This is a genomic window from Roseibium sp. RP-7, from assembly GCF_053005225.1.
Window position 1 is genome coordinate 635,172 of the sequence record NZ_JBRKQA010000001.1, and the last position, 15,202, is coordinate 650,373.

Annotated in this window: 16 protein-coding genes; 12 read left to right on the forward strand and 4 right to left on the reverse strand. The window is 58.7% G+C overall.

Features of this window, described 5'->3' with window-relative positions:
• Nucleotides 1-58: 58 nt before the first annotated feature.
• The 3 genes from ACVDG9_RS02865 to ACVDG9_RS02875 are packed head-to-tail and all read right to left on the reverse strand — an operon-like array spanning nt 59 to nt 1,697.
• A complete protein-coding gene (locus ACVDG9_RS02865; RefSeq protein ID WP_022999748.1) occupies nt 59-649 on the reverse strand; it encodes a hypothetical protein in 591 nt (196 codons plus the stop codon).
• Nucleotide 650: 1 nt separating this feature from the next.
• Nucleotides 651-1,205 carry a TadE/TadG family type IV pilus assembly protein gene (locus ACVDG9_RS02870; protein WP_031268901.1) on the reverse strand — a complete coding sequence of 185 codons (555 nt, stop codon included), beginning with the start codon at nt 1,203-1,205 and terminating at the stop codon, nt 651-653.
• A 27-nt stretch (nt 1,206-1,232) separates the two neighbouring features.
• Nucleotides 1,233-1,697, reverse strand: coding sequence for a pilus assembly protein N-terminal domain-containing protein (locus ACVDG9_RS02875; RefSeq protein ID WP_055657461.1), 465 nt, complete (start codon nt 1,695-1,697; stop codon nt 1,233-1,235).
• A gap of 527 nt (nt 1,698-2,224) precedes the next feature.
• Here ACVDG9_RS02875 and ACVDG9_RS02880 point away from each other — a divergent pair.
• The 9 genes from ACVDG9_RS02880 (at nt 2,225) to ACVDG9_RS02920 (ending at nt 11,287) form a co-directional block, all read left to right on the forward strand.
• The gene (locus ACVDG9_RS02880; RefSeq protein WP_022999751.1) at nt 2,225-2,413 is read left to right on the forward strand and encodes a Flp family type IVb pilin; all 189 of its coding nucleotides are present in this window, start codon (nt 2,225-2,227) and stop codon (nt 2,411-2,413) included.
• A 152-nt stretch (nt 2,414-2,565) separates the two neighbouring features.
• Nucleotides 2,566-3,072 (forward strand): A24 family peptidase, encoded by a 507-nt coding sequence (locus ACVDG9_RS02885; protein ID WP_022999752.1) that lies wholly within the window; start codon nt 2,566-2,568, stop codon nt 3,070-3,072.
• A gap of 393 nt (nt 3,073-3,465) precedes the next feature.
• Complete coding sequence (gene cpaB, locus ACVDG9_RS02890; protein ID WP_031268903.1) at nt 3,466-4,236, forward strand: Flp pilus assembly protein CpaB; 771 nt, start codon at nt 3,466-3,468, stop codon at nt 4,234-4,236.
• A 38-nt stretch (nt 4,237-4,274) separates the two neighbouring features.
• The gene (locus ACVDG9_RS02895; RefSeq protein ID WP_077290872.1) at nt 4,275-5,684 is read left to right on the forward strand and encodes a type II and III secretion system protein family protein; all 1,410 of its coding nucleotides are present in this window, start codon (nt 4,275-4,277) and stop codon (nt 5,682-5,684) included.
• 16 nt (nt 5,685-5,700) lie between these two features.
• Nucleotides 5,701-6,405: a CpaD family pilus assembly protein gene (locus tag ACVDG9_RS02900; RefSeq protein ID WP_208984400.1), complete on the forward strand. Its 705-nt coding sequence runs from the start codon at nt 5,701-5,703 to the stop codon at nt 6,403-6,405.
• Between the two features lie 9 nt (nt 6,406-6,414).
• Complete coding sequence (locus ACVDG9_RS02905; RefSeq protein WP_367020181.1) at nt 6,415-7,722, forward strand: CpaE/TadZ family protein; 1,308 nt, start codon at nt 6,415-6,417, stop codon at nt 7,720-7,722.
• Between the two features lie 31 nt (nt 7,723-7,753).
• Nucleotides 7,754-9,274: a TadA family conjugal transfer-associated ATPase gene (locus ACVDG9_RS02910; RefSeq protein WP_367020180.1), complete on the forward strand. Its 1,521-nt coding sequence runs from the start codon at nt 7,754-7,756 to the stop codon at nt 9,272-9,274.
• Nucleotides 9,275-9,281: 7 nt separating this feature from the next.
• A complete protein-coding gene (locus ACVDG9_RS02915) occupies nt 9,282-10,301 on the forward strand; it encodes a type II secretion system F family protein (protein WP_022999758.1) in 1,020 nt (339 codons plus the stop codon).
• 8 nt (nt 10,302-10,309) lie between these two features.
• Complete coding sequence (locus ACVDG9_RS02920; RefSeq protein ID WP_022999759.1) at nt 10,310-11,287, forward strand: type II secretion system F family protein; 978 nt, start codon at nt 10,310-10,312, stop codon at nt 11,285-11,287.
• 224 nt (nt 11,288-11,511) lie between these two features.
• On the opposite strand, the gene ACVDG9_RS02925 is transcribed toward ACVDG9_RS02920, so the two are convergent.
• On the reverse strand, nt 11,512-12,288 hold the full coding sequence (locus tag ACVDG9_RS02925; RefSeq protein WP_051990112.1) for a tetratricopeptide repeat protein: 777 nt from the start codon (nt 12,286-12,288) through the stop codon (nt 11,512-11,514).
• Nucleotides 12,289-12,476: 188 nt separating this feature from the next.
• On the opposite strand from ACVDG9_RS02925, the gene ACVDG9_RS02930 reads away from it, so the two are divergent.
• From ACVDG9_RS02930 to ACVDG9_RS02940, 3 genes are all read left to right on the forward strand, one after another.
• Nucleotides 12,477-13,865 (forward strand): leucyl aminopeptidase family protein, encoded by a 1,389-nt coding sequence (locus tag ACVDG9_RS02930; protein ID WP_075283133.1) that lies wholly within the window; start codon nt 12,477-12,479, stop codon nt 13,863-13,865.
• Between the two features lie 72 nt (nt 13,866-13,937).
• Nucleotides 13,938-14,288, forward strand: a complete 351-nt coding sequence (locus ACVDG9_RS02935) for a MarR family transcriptional regulator (RefSeq protein ID WP_006934185.1) — start codon at nt 13,938-13,940, stop codon at nt 14,286-14,288.
• A gap of 33 nt (nt 14,289-14,321) precedes the next feature.
• A complete protein-coding gene (locus ACVDG9_RS02940; RefSeq protein ID WP_447237259.1) occupies nt 14,322-15,194 on the forward strand; it encodes a C40 family peptidase in 873 nt (290 codons plus the stop codon).
• The last annotated feature ends 8 nt before the right edge of the window (nt 15,195-15,202 follow it).

Below are 15,202 nucleotides of genomic sequence, written 5' to 3' on the forward strand. Positions count from 1 at the left end.
CGAAACAGACAGGTTCTGGCGCTGCAGTTCCCGTTTCCAAGACGTTCGGCGTTTATCTTCAGCAGGCCGGACACTTGACGGTATCGGTCAATCGCGGGCGCAGATAATAGGTATCGCTCAGGTCGATCGAGGATGCCCGGGAAAAATACTCGGTAAAAAGCCCGGAGAACGTCGGCACATAGTTCAGGTTGGTCTGCGTCACGACGATGGAAGTGTTCGCTGCGGCCACCGTGGCAGGCAGTTCGATCGGCGGTGTCGACCCTTCCGCCCACGGGCTGCCGCCTTTGGACGAATAGCTCCAGTCGACAGCGGGATCACCGTCCTCGTCGAAGGTTACACTGGCGACAATCGTTTCCAGATTGGTATCCGGATAAGGATCCAGGATCTTGCCACCCAGAGCCATCATGGCGCTCAGGTCGGCAGGGGTAATGGTTTGCGCCTGGGCCACAAGGTCGGCGACCGAGTTGGCTATGCGGCTGACCTTCCGGTCATAGTTCAAGGTGCCCGTGACCTCTTCCATGCCGATCAGCAGGATCAGCAGAAAAGGCAGGATCATCGAAAACTCGATTGCGGACACGGCACGCTTGTCGGCGTGGAAGCTCCTCAGGCCGGCAAGCCGGCGCCGGAAGTGGCCGAAATGACGAGGCATCTTAGTTCCAGGGTTCATTTCGAAACACCAATGTAGAGGTGAGATAGCGTTCGCTGCCATGATCGGCGAGGTTGAGCGACAGAAGCGACGTGATCATCGGCCACCTGTAGATGACGTTGACCACGACGATCTCGCCCGCACCGGCGTCTTCGTAGTTGGACTCTTCCTTCAGGTTGCCGTCTTCATCGTAAAGACTTTCGCCGGCGGATTTGGCCAAGGCAAAGGCATCGACCTTGTCGACGTCGACCACCAGGCGATCCAGTGAACAGAGAAAGTCCGGCAGGTTGCCGCAAATCCGGGTCTTGAAGGTGGCAGCGTCATAACCGCCATCATGTGCCTGGCCGGTGCGGATTTCGCGGGACGCATTGATCACGGCATTGTCGACCATCCGGTTGACGAAATGGGACAGGCCCACCTCGATGATCCCGAAAACGACTGTAAAGAAGGGCAGGGCGATCAGTGCGAATTCGACGGCTGTAGCGCCACTGTCGTTCTTGCCGAAGGACGCACGCCCTCTTTTCCGTCTCGAGACGAGGAGCCGTTTCAACAAGCGCATTCGGTGACTACTCCGTTAGGGGACCCGTTACTGCTGCCCGCCGGCTGCCTTGGTCGCCAAATCATTGCGTGCGCTTGCCTGATCTGCGGTTTCCTTGAAGGCTTCAATCGAGTCCCCGAGGCGCAGGACCGGTTCGCATGCCGGATTGCAGGACAGCGATTCCCGCGAGGCCTTCCTGTATACGGAGACGACGTCATCATCCGACGCCTTCACCGTAATGACTTCGTCGACGATCGGCTTGTTGTCACCATCAAGGATCACGAGGTTCGTTGTGCCGTAGCTCTTGCCGGTAATGACGACGGTGTTCTGATCGAACATCGCGACGTCCGCGATAAAGGGGTTGCCGACAATAACCGCTGCGGCGCCGTCCTCGATCCGAAAGACCTTGGCGCGATCGACCGTAACAAGCACAGGGCCGTCCTGTGCGACCGCAACGGTCGCGCCAAAGGCAACGGCGAAAAGGCTTGTCCATCTGATTAGCTGCGCAAACATGCCTATGGATACTCCAATTGTGCATTTCCATAGAAGATCATGCGTCAAACGTGGTGAACGATCTGCTAACGACCCGGCGAAGGAAGTGTAAATGGATGTTCTTTTGCTTTTTCAGGGACAATTCTACGTTTGTTTTGCCTTTATTCGTGGGTGCGTGGATATTCTTCTCCCTCGGTAAAATTTCAGAGGCGGGAAGAAAAATAGAAGTTCGGGGAATTAGCGTATAAGGCCGATCAAGCCCAAAATAAAATCTAAGAAACAAACTGGACAAATCGCGTGAGTATGTAGATAATTCTGTATGAAATTGAATTATACGTGTTTATATTAAAGTTTTTTGATCGTATTAACGAAATTTTATTTATACGTCTTGTTAACTATAGTAATAATTGCCAGCATTCTTTTTGGTCGGGATGGTAAATTTAACTGCTTGGAAAGCTCTCTGTCCTAGGGTGAGCCTATGTCCAATCGGACACAAAAGATCCGACGGACTTGAAGCTGTCAATTCAGTGGTACTTGGAGCAAAACACATGAAATCTCTTATCAACCGTTTCGTAAAAGACGAATCTGGCGCAACTGCAATCGAATACGGCCTCATCGCTGGCCTGCTGTCCATCGTCATCATCGGCGCACTGGCAGCAACCGGTACGTCCCTGAGCGCGATCTTCACCCGCATTCAGACGCAGCTCGGCGTTGCAGCTACCGACATCGCTTCCTAAGCGTCGTCTGGCGGCTCAAGCTGCCAAACAGGTTGAACAAGAACGGGCGGTTTTTCCGCCCGTTTTTTGTTCTGCCGGGCCGTATTTCCGCGAAATGTTAACCTCTGCCCCCTAGCCTTGAGGCATCAGGTTTTCAACGAGACGAATGTTCCATGGTTCAGGCCGCAATTCTCGTCATTTTTCCGATGCTGGTCGCCTTTGGCGGCGCATCCGATCTGCTGACAATGACTATCCAGAACCGGGTTTCCCTGCTGCTGATCGCTGGGTTTGCCATTCTGGCGGTCGCGACAGGCTTGCCGTTGCAAGCCTGGGGGATGCATGCTCTCGCATTTGCGGTTGTCTTTGCCCCGTGTTTCCTGTTCTTCGCCTTCGGATGGATGGGCGGAGGCGACGTCAAGTTCATCAGTGCCATTGCGCTCTGGATTGGCTTTTCGCACGAACTGCTGATGTTCGTTCTCTTTGTTGCTGTCTACGGCATGTTCCTGACGCTGGGGCTTTTGGCCTTACGGCAGAATGCGGTGGTGCCGTCCGTGCTTTATAGGCAGGAATGGTTCGCTCGTCTGCATGACAGCAAAAGCGGCATTCCCTATGGCATCGCAATCGCGATTGCCGGTCTTCAGGTCTATTCCTCTACTTATTGGTTCGACCTCATTCGTTGAGGTCTTGTCCTGATGGGCTTTGGCTGCCGGGTCGAATCGCGCCTGGCCGAAGACCTGTTGGCGTTCGACTACCTTTATGGGTCATCACTTTGAAGTGAGCAATTTGCCCCTGGTTGGCAAATGCTAGCCGGCGAACGGATTTTTCTGCTTCAGGCCGCAGCAATCCAATTTGTCTGCAGGTGTTTCAGATAAGCAAAAACACGGTCTTTGAAGCTGTGAGACGGTGTTGTGGCTCAGTATTCGTTGCAGAATGCATCAATTTAAGAAAGTGTTCAGTAAAGTTAACGAATATTAACCGAAAACATCCATATCTGATTAACCATGTTTTGACCAATTACCCCTCATCCTAGTCGGGAACAGCGCATGTGCGCATTGGAATATTGGGTTTTGGTCATGAAAATCGCGCGAATTTTCGTCCTGGCAATTGCTGTAGCGGCAGGCATCATCGCTTTCCGCATGGTCATGATGTCGGGCAACAAGCCAGCAGAGCCTCAGATCGTACAGGCACCTGCCGCCGAGCAGACCAAAACGCAGGTTTTGGTTGCCCAAAGGGATATTCCGCTCGGTGCCAAACTCACGGCGGACGACATGAGCTGGGCGAAATGGCCTGAAGATGCCGTTCCCTTCGGAGCCGTAACGAAAGAGGCCTCGCCTCTGGCCAACGAGGAATATGAAGGCCGAATCGCCCGGGCACCGATTTTCGCAGGTGAGCCCGTTCGCCCCGAGCGTCTTATTAATACCGACAAGGGCTTCATGGCGGCGATCCTGCCCAAAGGCAAACGCGCCATCGCCGTCAGCGTGGAAGCGGAAACAACGGCAGGCGGTTTCATTCTGCCGGGCGACAAGGTCGACCTGATCCTGACCCGCAAGTCGGATACGGGCGCTCTCAGCGAAACGATCCTGGAAAACATCCGCGTCCTGGCAATCGATAGCACGACCGCAGGCGAGCAGGACCAGAAGAACCTGTCACCAAAGCGCACGGCCACGCTGGAACTGACCCTGCCTCAGTCCGAGGTGGTCGCTCAGTCGCAGCAGATCGGCACGATCGCGCTTGCCTTGCGCAGTGCCCAGGATTCCGCCGATGACGCAGACGACGAGGGCGGTCGCCGCCGAGGTGTCAGCTACGTGAAATATGGCGTGACGAGCCAGGCAGGTGCGCAATGAGCCCGGTTGAAAACAGAACGTCCAGCAAGAGGGGCGCGATGAAAAACTATCTTCACAAGCTGGCTGCCACGGCTGTTTTGCTCGGAGGACTGATGGGCGTGTCGGCTCCGGCAGCACAGGCGGAAGGCAACTTCCCGAGCCAGGTCCATATCGCCGCCGGTGAACGTGCAACGGGCCGCATCCTGAACGTCGGCGTCGGCCGGTCGGTGGTGGTCAATCTCGCGGAAGACGCAGCCGATGTGCTGGTGTCCAACCCGGAAATCGCTGATGCCGTCCTCAGAACACCGCGCCGCATCTTCGTGATCGGCAACACCGCGGGTCAGTCTCGACTGGTTCTGTTCAGTCGCAGCGGTCGGGAGCTGGCCAGCTTCGACGTCCGTGTCGAAAAGGATACGTCCGATATTACCCGGATCATCCGGAAGCTTATTCCCGGTTCCAACATTTCCGCAGAATCGATCAACGGCAGTGTTGTGCTCAGCGGAACGACCAAAAGCACGCTGGAAGCCCAGCAGGCAGCGGATATCGCGGCGAAGTTTCAAGGTGCCAAGGGCGCAAGCGAAGTCATCAATCTGATTTCCGTCGCTGGCAAGGATCAGGTTCACCTGAAGGTCACGGTCGCGGAAGTCGAGCGTTCGATCATCAAGCAGCTCGGAGTCCAGTTCCAGGGCACGATCGGCGTTGGCAATTTCACGCCCTTCATGTCCAGCCTGCCGAACTTCACCGTGAACCCTTCCATCGTGAACCAGGCAGTTGGCGGTACGCAGCTGTCTGCGGGAGCGACGAGCATAACCGCACAGGTGGAAGCCCTGCAGCGTGAGGGCGTCATCCGCACGCTGGCTGAGCCGACCCTGACCGCGATTTCCGGCGAAAACGCAAGTTTCCTCGCAGGTGGCGAATTCCCGATCCCGATTTCCCAGCAGGACGGCGAGATCAGCGTCGAGTTCAAGAAGTTCGGTGTCGGTCTCGACTTTACGCCCGTGGTTCTATCCGAAGGTCGGATCAGTCTGCGCGTGAAGACCGAAGTCAGCGAACTGAGCAACGATGGCGCGGTCTCCGCAGGTGGGATCACCATTTCCGCCCTGAAAGTACGCCGTGCGGAATCAACCATGGAACTGCCGTCCGGCGGCACGCTGGTGATGGCCGGCCTTCTGCAGGAATCCTATCAGCAGGCTATCGAAGGTGTTCCGGGGCTGATGCAGATCCCGATCCTGGGCGCGCTGTTCAAGAGCCGCGACTTCCTGCGTGAGCAGACGGAACTGGCGGTCTTCGTGACGCCCTACGTGGTTCAGCCGGTTGCAGTGAGCAAGCTGCAGCGCCCGGACAAGAACCTGATGGCGCCGTCGGATGCCGAGACGATTTTCCTGAACCGGCTTAACAAGATCTACAACCCGACCGGAGCCGCCGCCGAAGGCATCTATCACGGTCAGGTTGGCTTTATCTACAAGTGAGAACGGACGGATGAACATGTCAAACACGGTCCGCAGCAAGACGCTCTCGCAAACCGCACTTGTGGTCTTTGGGTGCCTGATCGCAGCCGGCTGCCAGAACCAGTCGCAGAGCCAGCTTCTGGCGTCTCACGACTACAGGCTGATGCACCCGATCGTGATCACCGAAGAGCCGGAAACGCTGGATCTCCCTGTTGGACGCAACACGCGTAACATCAACGGGCCGATCGAAAGCACCATTGCCGCCTTTGGCCAGCAGTCCCGGCAAAAGGGCGATGGATCCGTCGAGATCCTGGTGCCGTCTGGTGGGGCCAACGAGGCAGCGGTTCATTCCATCACGCCGAAGATCCGTCAGGCATTGCAGCGCGGGGGCGTTTCAAGGAACAGGATCAGCACCAGAACCTACTCGGTGGGTGATCCCGGAGCGGATGCACCGATCCGCCTGTCCTATGCGCGCATGCAGGCAACTGCGGGCGAGTGCGGGGCCTGGCCGAAAAACATCGGTGGCGGCTTCGGCGAAAACATCAACTACGAGAACTTCGGATGTGCCAGCCAGGCGAACCTGGCGGCGATGGTCGACAATCCGTCCGACCTGATCACGCCGAGAGCATCCGATCCTTCCGATCAGGGCCGGCGTGCTGTGGTCATAGAAAAATACCGGAAGGGCGAAGTCACCGCGGGTGACTTCAACGAAGGTGTCGGCGCCGAAGTTGCCGAGGACTAGGGGATAGCTATGAGTGCCAACCCAGACTTGAAAGATATGTCCGGCTACATGGATCCCATTTCCGAGCCTGCGGATAACAACTATGCGGGCAGCGACGATGGTCTCCATATCGGCTCCATCCCGCGCATCACGGTGCACGGCTTCTGCCTGACCGACGCCACCATGCGGGTGGCGGAAGCAGCCATGGAAGACCGGCGCATGGCAAAGGCGCACCTGAAGCTGGATATGGGCGGTATTCCGGCGGCGATCGAAACCTTCGAACAGGCTCCGACACCGAACCTGATCATCGTTGAGACGTCCGGCAGGCGGGAAGACCTTCTGTCGAGCCTCGATCATCTGGCGGAATACTGCGACGCCGGTACAAAGGTGATCGTCATCGGTGATGTCAACGATGTCATGCTGTATCGCGATCTGATTTCCCGCGGCGTCAGCGAGTATTTGATCACGCCTGTCAGCGTGTTCCAGCTGATCGGCTCAATTGCCAACCTTTATGCCGATCCCGAGGCTGAGCCGCTTGGCCGCACCATCGCGTTCTTCGGCGTAAAGGGAGGCTGCGGTGCTTCGACAATCGCTCACAACGGAGCCTGGGCACTTGGCCGCGTGTTCCAAAGCGAGGTCGTGGTAGCAGATCTGGATCTGCCATTCGGCACGGCCGGGCTGGATTACAATCAGGATCCTCTCCAGGGCGTTTTTGAGGCCGTGTCTTCTCCGGAGCGCCTGGACGAAACGTATCTCGATCGCATCCTGTCCAAATGCAATGAGCACCTGAGCCTGCTGGCCGCACCGGCAACGCTCGAACGCACCTACGACTACAGCGAGAAGTCCTTCGACCTGCTGGTCGAGACAATGCGCGCCGGGGTGCCGAGCGTCGTGCTGGACGTGCCGCATTCCTGGAATGCCTGGGTCAAGAACACACTGCTTGGCGTCGACGAGATCGTGCTTGTCGCGGAGCCGGACCTTGCCAACCTTCGCAATGCCAAGAACGTTGTCGACATGTTGAAGCAGCTGCGGCCGAACGACCGCCCGCCGCATCTGATCATAAACAAGGTCAACGTTCCCAAACGCCCAGAGATCAAGCCGGAAGAATTTGCCGGAGCACTCGGCCTGTCGGTTCACGCGATAATCCCATTTGAACCGCAGCTGTTTGGAACCGCCGCCAACAACGGTCAGATGATTGGTGAGATTGACGGCAAACACGCGATTGCGCGCGTATTCGATGACCTGGCACACACCATCTCCGGCAAGGCCCAGCCCGTCAGGGCGTCCAGGTCGAGCCTCGGTGGTTTGCTTTCGAAACTGAAGCGGAAGGCCGGCTAGGCCGGCCTGAGAGCGGAGCAGATAGTTCGTTATGTTTGGTAGACGTGGCAGCTCATCGTCTGGACCCCAGACCCTTCGGCCAGGTGGCATACCCGGGTTGCAGGACACGCCTGCGCCGGCGGAACAGGCTAAACAACCGGATCAACCGGCGCCGCAGAAGATCCAGACCGAGCCTTCCCAGCCGGCGGCCGCGCCGACACCTCCGCCACCGCCTCCGCCGCCCGAGCCCCAGCCGGCTGCCCCGGCAGCTCGGAAGAAGAACAGCGAATATTACGAGACCAAGGCCCAGATCTTCAACGCGCTGGTCGAGGCGATCGACCTGTCACAGCTGGCTCGTCTCGATGCCGAAGATGCTCGCGACGAGATCCGCGATGTCGTGAATGACATCATCGCGCTTAAGAACGTGGTGATGTCCATTTCAGAGCAGGAAGACCTGCTGGAAGACATCTGCAACGACGTACTTGGTTATGGTCCGCTGGAGCCTCTGCTGGCTCGCGACGACATCGCCGACATCATGGTCAATGGCGCGCACACGGTCTATATCGAAACCTCCGGCAAGGTTGAGCAGACCGGTGTGACGTTCCGCGACAACGCGCAGTTGATGAACATCTGCCAGCGCATCGTGAGCCAGGTCGGCCGCCGCGTTGATGACAGCAGCCCGATCTGTGACGCCCGTCTTCCCGACGGCTCCCGTGTCAACGTTATCGCGCCACCGCTCGCCATCGACGGGCCGGCCCTCACCATTCGTAAGTTCAAACGCGACAAGCTGACACTTGACCAGTTGACCAAGTTCGGTTCGATCACGCCGGAAGGGGCGACGATCCTGCAGATCATCGGCCGTTCGCGCTGTAACGTGCTGATTTCCGGCGGTACCGGTTCGGGCAAGACGACGCTGCTCAACTGTCTGACTGCCTATATCGAGAGCACCGAACGCATCATTACCTGCGAAGATTCTGCCGAACTGCAGCTGCAGCAGCCGCATGTGGTGCGCCTGGAGACGCGTCCGCCCAACCTGGAAGGGGAAGGCGAGATCACTATGCGCGATCTCGTCAAGAACTGCCTGCGTATGCGTCCTGAGCGGATCATCGTGGGCGAAGTGCGTGGCCCGGAGGCATTCGACCTCCTCCAGGCCATGAACACCGGTCACGACGGCTCCATGGGAACCCTGCACGCCAACTCCCCGCGTGAAGCCCTGTCCCGTCTGGAATCCATGATCACCATGGGCGGTTTCTCGCTTCCGTCCAGAACCCTGCGCGAGATGATCGTCTCGTCAATCGATGTGGTGGTCCAGGCAGCGCGTCTTCGCGACGGTTCCCGCCGCATCACCCATGTGACGGAAGTAATGGGCATGGAAGGCGACATCATCACCACCCAGGATGTCTTCCTCTACGATATTGTCGGCGAAGACCCGAACGGCAAGATCATCGGCCGCCACCGCTCCACCGGAATCGGTCGTCCGAAATTCTGGGAGCGGGCAAGATACTTCGGCGAAGAAGCCCGTCTGGCACAGGCACTGGATGCTGCCGAGATGCCTGAATATGTAGCTGATTGAGGACCCCATGTCCGGACTTGAAGAGTTTCTCACGCCTGAAATCACCGGCCTGGCCGTCGCCGCCCTGGTGATGCTTGCCGTTGGCGGCATCATCTACAGCCTGTTTCAGCCTGCTCTGTCCGGCTCCAAGCGGCGCGATCAGCGCGTGAACGCGGTCGCAGCGCGGCCCCAGAGCGAAAATCAGCGCAAGGCCCTTCGTGATGTCGACCGGCGCAAACGGTCGATCCAGGATCAGCTGAAGGAATTCGAGGTACGGCAAAAGGCCAAGCAGGACAAGCAGCAGAAGGTCTCGCTGAAGGTCAAGATCGAGCAGGCCGGCCTGGCCTGGGAGACCCATCATTTCGTGATCTTCAGTATCGTTGCCGGTCTGGTCTTCCTGATCCTGGGATTGATTTTCAGCGGAAATCTGCTCATTGCGGCAGCCTTCGGCTTTGCCGGCACGCTGGGTTTCCCCCGCTGGTACGTTTCCAGCAAGCGCAAGCGCCGCTTCAACGCGTTTCTCGACGAGTTGCCGAACGGCGTCGACATCATCGTGCGCGGCGTCAAGGCCGGTCTACCACTCAGCGACTGCATCAAGGTGGTTGCCCGCGAAGCCCGCGAACCTGTCGCGACCGAGTTCCGCAAGATCACCGAAACCCAGATCATGGGGATTTCGCTTGCCGAAGCGGTCGGCAAGTTGCCCGAACGAGTTCCGCTGGCAGAAGCCAACTTCTTTGCCATCGTGGTTGCCATTCAGCAGAAGGCTGGTGGTGGCCTGGCCGAAGCATTGAACAACCTGTCCAAGGTGCTGCGCGGCCGCAAGGCCATGAAGCGCAAGATCAAGGCACTCAGCGCAGAAGCGAAATCCTCCGCCGGGATCATCGGTTCACTTCCGTTTTTCGTCGGTGGGATCATGTACCTCATTTCGCCGAACTACATTCTGGTCCTGTTCGAGACCACAGCCGGAAACATCATCATCGCTGGCTGCCTGTTCTGGATGTTCTGCGGCATCATGGTGATGCGCGCGATGATCAACTTCGACTTCTAGGAGACGACATGGATATCGATACCATCGCATCCAGTCAGTTTCTGGCAGCTGTTCTGGCCATGGTGGCGGTCACGGGAACCATCTTTTCCCTGGTGATGCCACTTCTGTCCCGCGACACGTTGAAATCGCGGATGAAATCGGTCGCGATCGAGCGCAACAAGCTGCGCGCCAAGGAGAGGGCCCGTCTTCAGGCAGCCCAGGCAGACGCAAAGGCTTCCCTGCGAAACCAGCCCAAGGCGCAGATGAAAAGCCTTGTCGACCGGCTGAATCTCAAGGAAGCGCTTTCCGATGAGAGCACGGTCGAAAATCTCAGAATGGCCGGCTACCGCGGTTCCGCACCGCTTTACTACTTTCTGGTTGCGCGCATAGCGTTACCTGTCGGTATCTTCGCCTTTACGGTGGCCTACGCATTTCTCGTGCTGCCCGACGACTTCCCGGCATTGTCGAAGCTCTGCTTCTGTCTGGGTCTTGCCGGCCTCGGCGCTTTCATGCCGAACATCTATCTGAAGAACAAGATCGACAAGCGCAAGCTGACCATCCAGCGGGCCTGGCCGGATGCGCTGGATCTCATGCTGATCTGCGTGGAATCGGGCATGTCCATCGAAGAAGGCTTCAAGCGCGTTGCGGAAGAAGTCGGTGTGCAGTCGGTTGAGCTGGCAGAAGAATTATCGCTCACGACGGCCGAACTGTCTTACCTGAGCGACCGCCGTATCGCGTATGAAAACCTGGCGAAACGCACGGGTGTCGAAGGTGTGAAGAACGTCATGATGGCGCTTATCCAGGCCGAGCGTTACGGTACACCTGTCGGCACGGCCTTGCGCACGATGGCGGACGACACCCGCGAGCAGCGCATGCAAATGGCCGAACAGAAGGCTGCATCCCTGCCGCCGAAGCTGACGGTGCCGATGATCATGTTCTTCCTGCCTGTGCTGTTCTTCATCATCATGGGGCCGGCAGTGATTCAGGTGATCAACACCTTCCAGTAGGCAGCAGGTTTGCTCTCCGGCGGGCTTATCGCCGGAGGGCCAGGGGTCTCTCAGCGACAACCGAAAACCGGATGCGTCAAACGCGCAAAAGGAGTGCCGATGTTGAGCAGCACTCCTTTGGTCGTTTTTCCGAATTTTCTGGATTTAATTCTGGCCCGACGCGGGCAGTTCAAGGCCGTACAGTTATTTAGAAAAGCGGAATTTATTGAAACCGCGCTGTTGCCTCAGCCCTGCTGGCGCTTCTGCATCATGGTGCGCAGATAGGCGATGTTGGCCTGGGCCTGCTGCGGATCGATCTCGGACTGGGCCACCTGGATGGCTTCGTCAAACTTGCCCTGGATGCCAAGCACCAGGGCCAGGTTCTGGCGAACGCGGCTGTCTGCGCCGGGCAGGGTGGCTGCCTTGCGCAGGGTATATTCCGCGTCGGGCAGATCATTGGACAGCAGATATGACAGGCCCAGGTTGTTCAGGAGACTGGGATCGTTTGGCGCGATGATAAGCGCCTGCTTGTAGAGGCTGCGGGCCTTGTCGTGGTTGCCGGTCTGATCATAGATCGCCGCTTCAGCGGACATCAGCCTCCAGTCCGGCGTGTCCGGCCTCTGGGCACCACGAATGACGTTCAGCGCTTCGTCGAAACGGCCGTTCATCGCCAGAACCTTGCCATAGGCGGAAGAGATTTCCCGGTCCTTGGGATGTGCGATCACGCCGGACCGAAGAACGGCCATGGCCTGCGGTATTTGTCCGTTCTGGCTGAGAGCGCTGGAATAGCCAAGAATGGCACTGCGGTCTTTGCGATCGCGCTCATAGGCCTTGGACCATTTGGACACCTGTGCCAGTGCCTGCGAGGAGCCCGGCGAAGTGTAGCCGGAGGCAGGGGAGTGCGTGCCGGTGTTGGCGCGGTTGGAAGCACAGCCAGTGACAACGACAAGCGCCGACATGGCCAGCAGCGTCGTAGCGAGACGAGTGCGACGGCGAACGGAACCGGTTCTGGGCGATTGCATTTCCAACATCCTTGTTGTCGGCGGCTTTCAGGTTTCCTTATGAGAAATAGATAATTAACCCTAATGCTTGGTTAAGCACCGTTGCGAAATGCGAGAAGCGGTGCGCATCGACACGCACCATATTGCGTCCGAACGCCGGGCATCCTAGGTCTTGAAGATCGAATCCAATCTCCAACGGAGGTCCTCCCGTGCGCGAAAGCCTAGTCCGCAAGAGCGATGTTTCCAGCTCCACGCCCATCCACGCCGTCACCGAGGCAAGCCTGCCCCAAGTTCTGGACGGGCTCGGATCAGCAGCATTGAACTGGTGCAAGGTCAACGATTTTGCAGGCAAGCCCGCAACATCCCTGCTTGTCCCGGGAGCAGACGGTGCCGCGGTGCTGTTCGGCGTAGAGGATGGCGGTCTGTCGCATCCGCTGGCACTAGGCGGCCTGGTCGCGGGACTGCCGGAAGGCGATTACCATCTTGCCGAGGGGTTTCCGGATCCCGAACAGGCGGCGCTCGGCTTTGCCCTCTCCACCTATTCCTTTACCCGCTACCTGAAAAACGAAGGCAAGACCCGCCGTCTTGCCGTTGACGAGACCGTCGACCTGGATCGACTCGGAACGATTCTCGACGGGGTCCAGCTGGCGCGTGATCTCATCAATACGCCCGCGAACGATCTTGGACCGGGGGAACTGTCCCAGGCCGTTGTCGCCCTGTTCAAGCAGCATGGCGGCACTGGGCGTATCGTCATCGGGGAAGACCTTCTGGAAGAAAACTTCCCGATGGTGCACGCAGTCGGCAAGGCCAGCAGCCGGGCGCCGCGCCTGGCAGACTTCACCTGGGGTGACGAAGCCGCGCCCAAGGTCACTTTGGTGGGCAAGGGCGTCATCTTCGATACCGGCGGTCTCAACCTGAAACCGGGCTCCTCCATGGCGCTGATGAAAAAGGACATGGGTGGGGCGGCCAATGTGCTGGGCCTTGCATCCATGATCATGGCGTCAAAGCTTCCTGTTCGCCTGCGGGTCATCGTTCCCTGTGTCGAAAACGCTGTTGCCGGAAACGCCTTCCGGCCGGGAGACATCCTGCCGAGCCGCAAGGGGCTGACCGTTGAAATCGGCAACACCGATGCCGAAGGCCGGTTGATCCTGGCCGACGCCCTGGCGCTTGCAGACGAGGAGAGCCCGGAAATCCTGATCGATATGGCAACGCTCACCGGTGCTGCCCGCGTTGCTCTGGGGCCGGATCTGCCGCCTTACTACACGGACGACGAGGAACTTGCCGAGGACATCGCGGTCATGGCCGAGGCTGCGGCCGACCCGCTGTGGCGCATGCCGCTGTGGCAGCCCTATCTTAAATATCTCGACAGCAAGGTTGCCGATATCAATCACATCAATACATCCGGCGCTGGATTCGCTGGGTCGATCACGGCGGCGCTGTTCCTGTCCCGCTTTGTCGAGAACACCAGCAGCTGGGTTCACTTCGATATTTTCGGCTGGACCCCGATGGAAAAGCCCGGAAAACCGATGGGTGGGGAAGCCCAGGGCATTCGTGGTCTGTTCGATGTCCTCTCGGAGCGTTTTGCGGGCGCACAATAACGGCTCCGAAACGTTTTCGTGCTTCGATGGTCATGGAGATGGATGGGGGAAAAGGATGGGACCCTGTAACTCATGGCCGTCGAATTGCGCGCCTCGCAGGCGCTGAAACTGATGCACGAGGTCAATCTGGCGCTTGTTCGCGATAGCGAACAGGATCTTTCCGCGCGCCAGTTGACGATCCTGATGACAGTCTATCTGGAGCCACCGCCGCATACGGTGCGCGGGTTGGCTGCCAAGTTGAATGTCACCAAACCTGCCATCACCCGGGCGCTTGACACTCTGGGCGGTATGCGGCTTTTGTCGCGCAAGCGCGACGAAGCCGACAAACGCAATGTGATCATCACTCGCACGGTGGAAGGCGCGCTTTATCTGGAGCAGCTTGGCGATCTCGTGGTGGAAAAGGCCCGGGAACTGCCGCGCTGACAGTCCAATCCATTTCGGGATCGACTATCGACCATGACCGAGACCTTCGACCGCCGCCGCCATCCGGTCCGTGCCGACCTTGCCGCCATCGACTATGAAGGCCGGGCAACCGCTAGCCGTTTCGCCGAGGGCGAGGTGTTTCAGGTCATTGCCGACCAGCTGCCGATCCGGCCTGAACCGCGTCCGGACCGGCCGATCGACACCGAGGCCCTCAGCGGCGAGTGGGTGACGGTTTACGAGCAGGCACCGGAAGGCTGGGCCTGGGGACAGCTCGACACGGACGGCTACGTCGGCTGGTTCTCCTCCGACGACCTTGGGCCGGTGAAGCCGGCAACCCACCGGGTGCGCGCCCTTCGGACCTACCGTTACCCGGTTGCCGACCTCAAGTTTCCGCCACTCGGGCTCCTGTCCATTGGCTCGCTGGTCACGGTTATCGGTGAAACCGAAACGCGTGGGCTGGCCTATGCACTCCTCAGCGATGGTTCGGCGGTTGTTGCCAAACATCTTGTGCCGCTGGACGCCGTTGAGGATGACTGGGTGGCTGTCGCCGAACAGCTGATCGGCACGCCCTACCGCTGGGGTGGACGCTCGAGCCTGGGTCTCGATTGCTCAGCGTTGGTGCAACTTGCGGCGCAGACAGGCGGACATGGCCTGCCGCGCGACAGCGACATGCAGGAAGCGGAAGCCGGCGAAGCCGTTCCGCACGACGATCCGGCCGCATTGAAACGTGGTGATCTGCTGTTCTGGAAAGGCCATGTCGGCATCATCGCGGGCGAGAACCGCCTTTTGCACGCCAACGGCTTCACGATGACCGTCGCCTATGAGCCACTGGACAAGGCAATTGATCGCATCGCGGCAACGGAATGGGGCGCGATCACGAAGGCGCGGCGCCTGCCGGAGTTGTAAGTGGACAA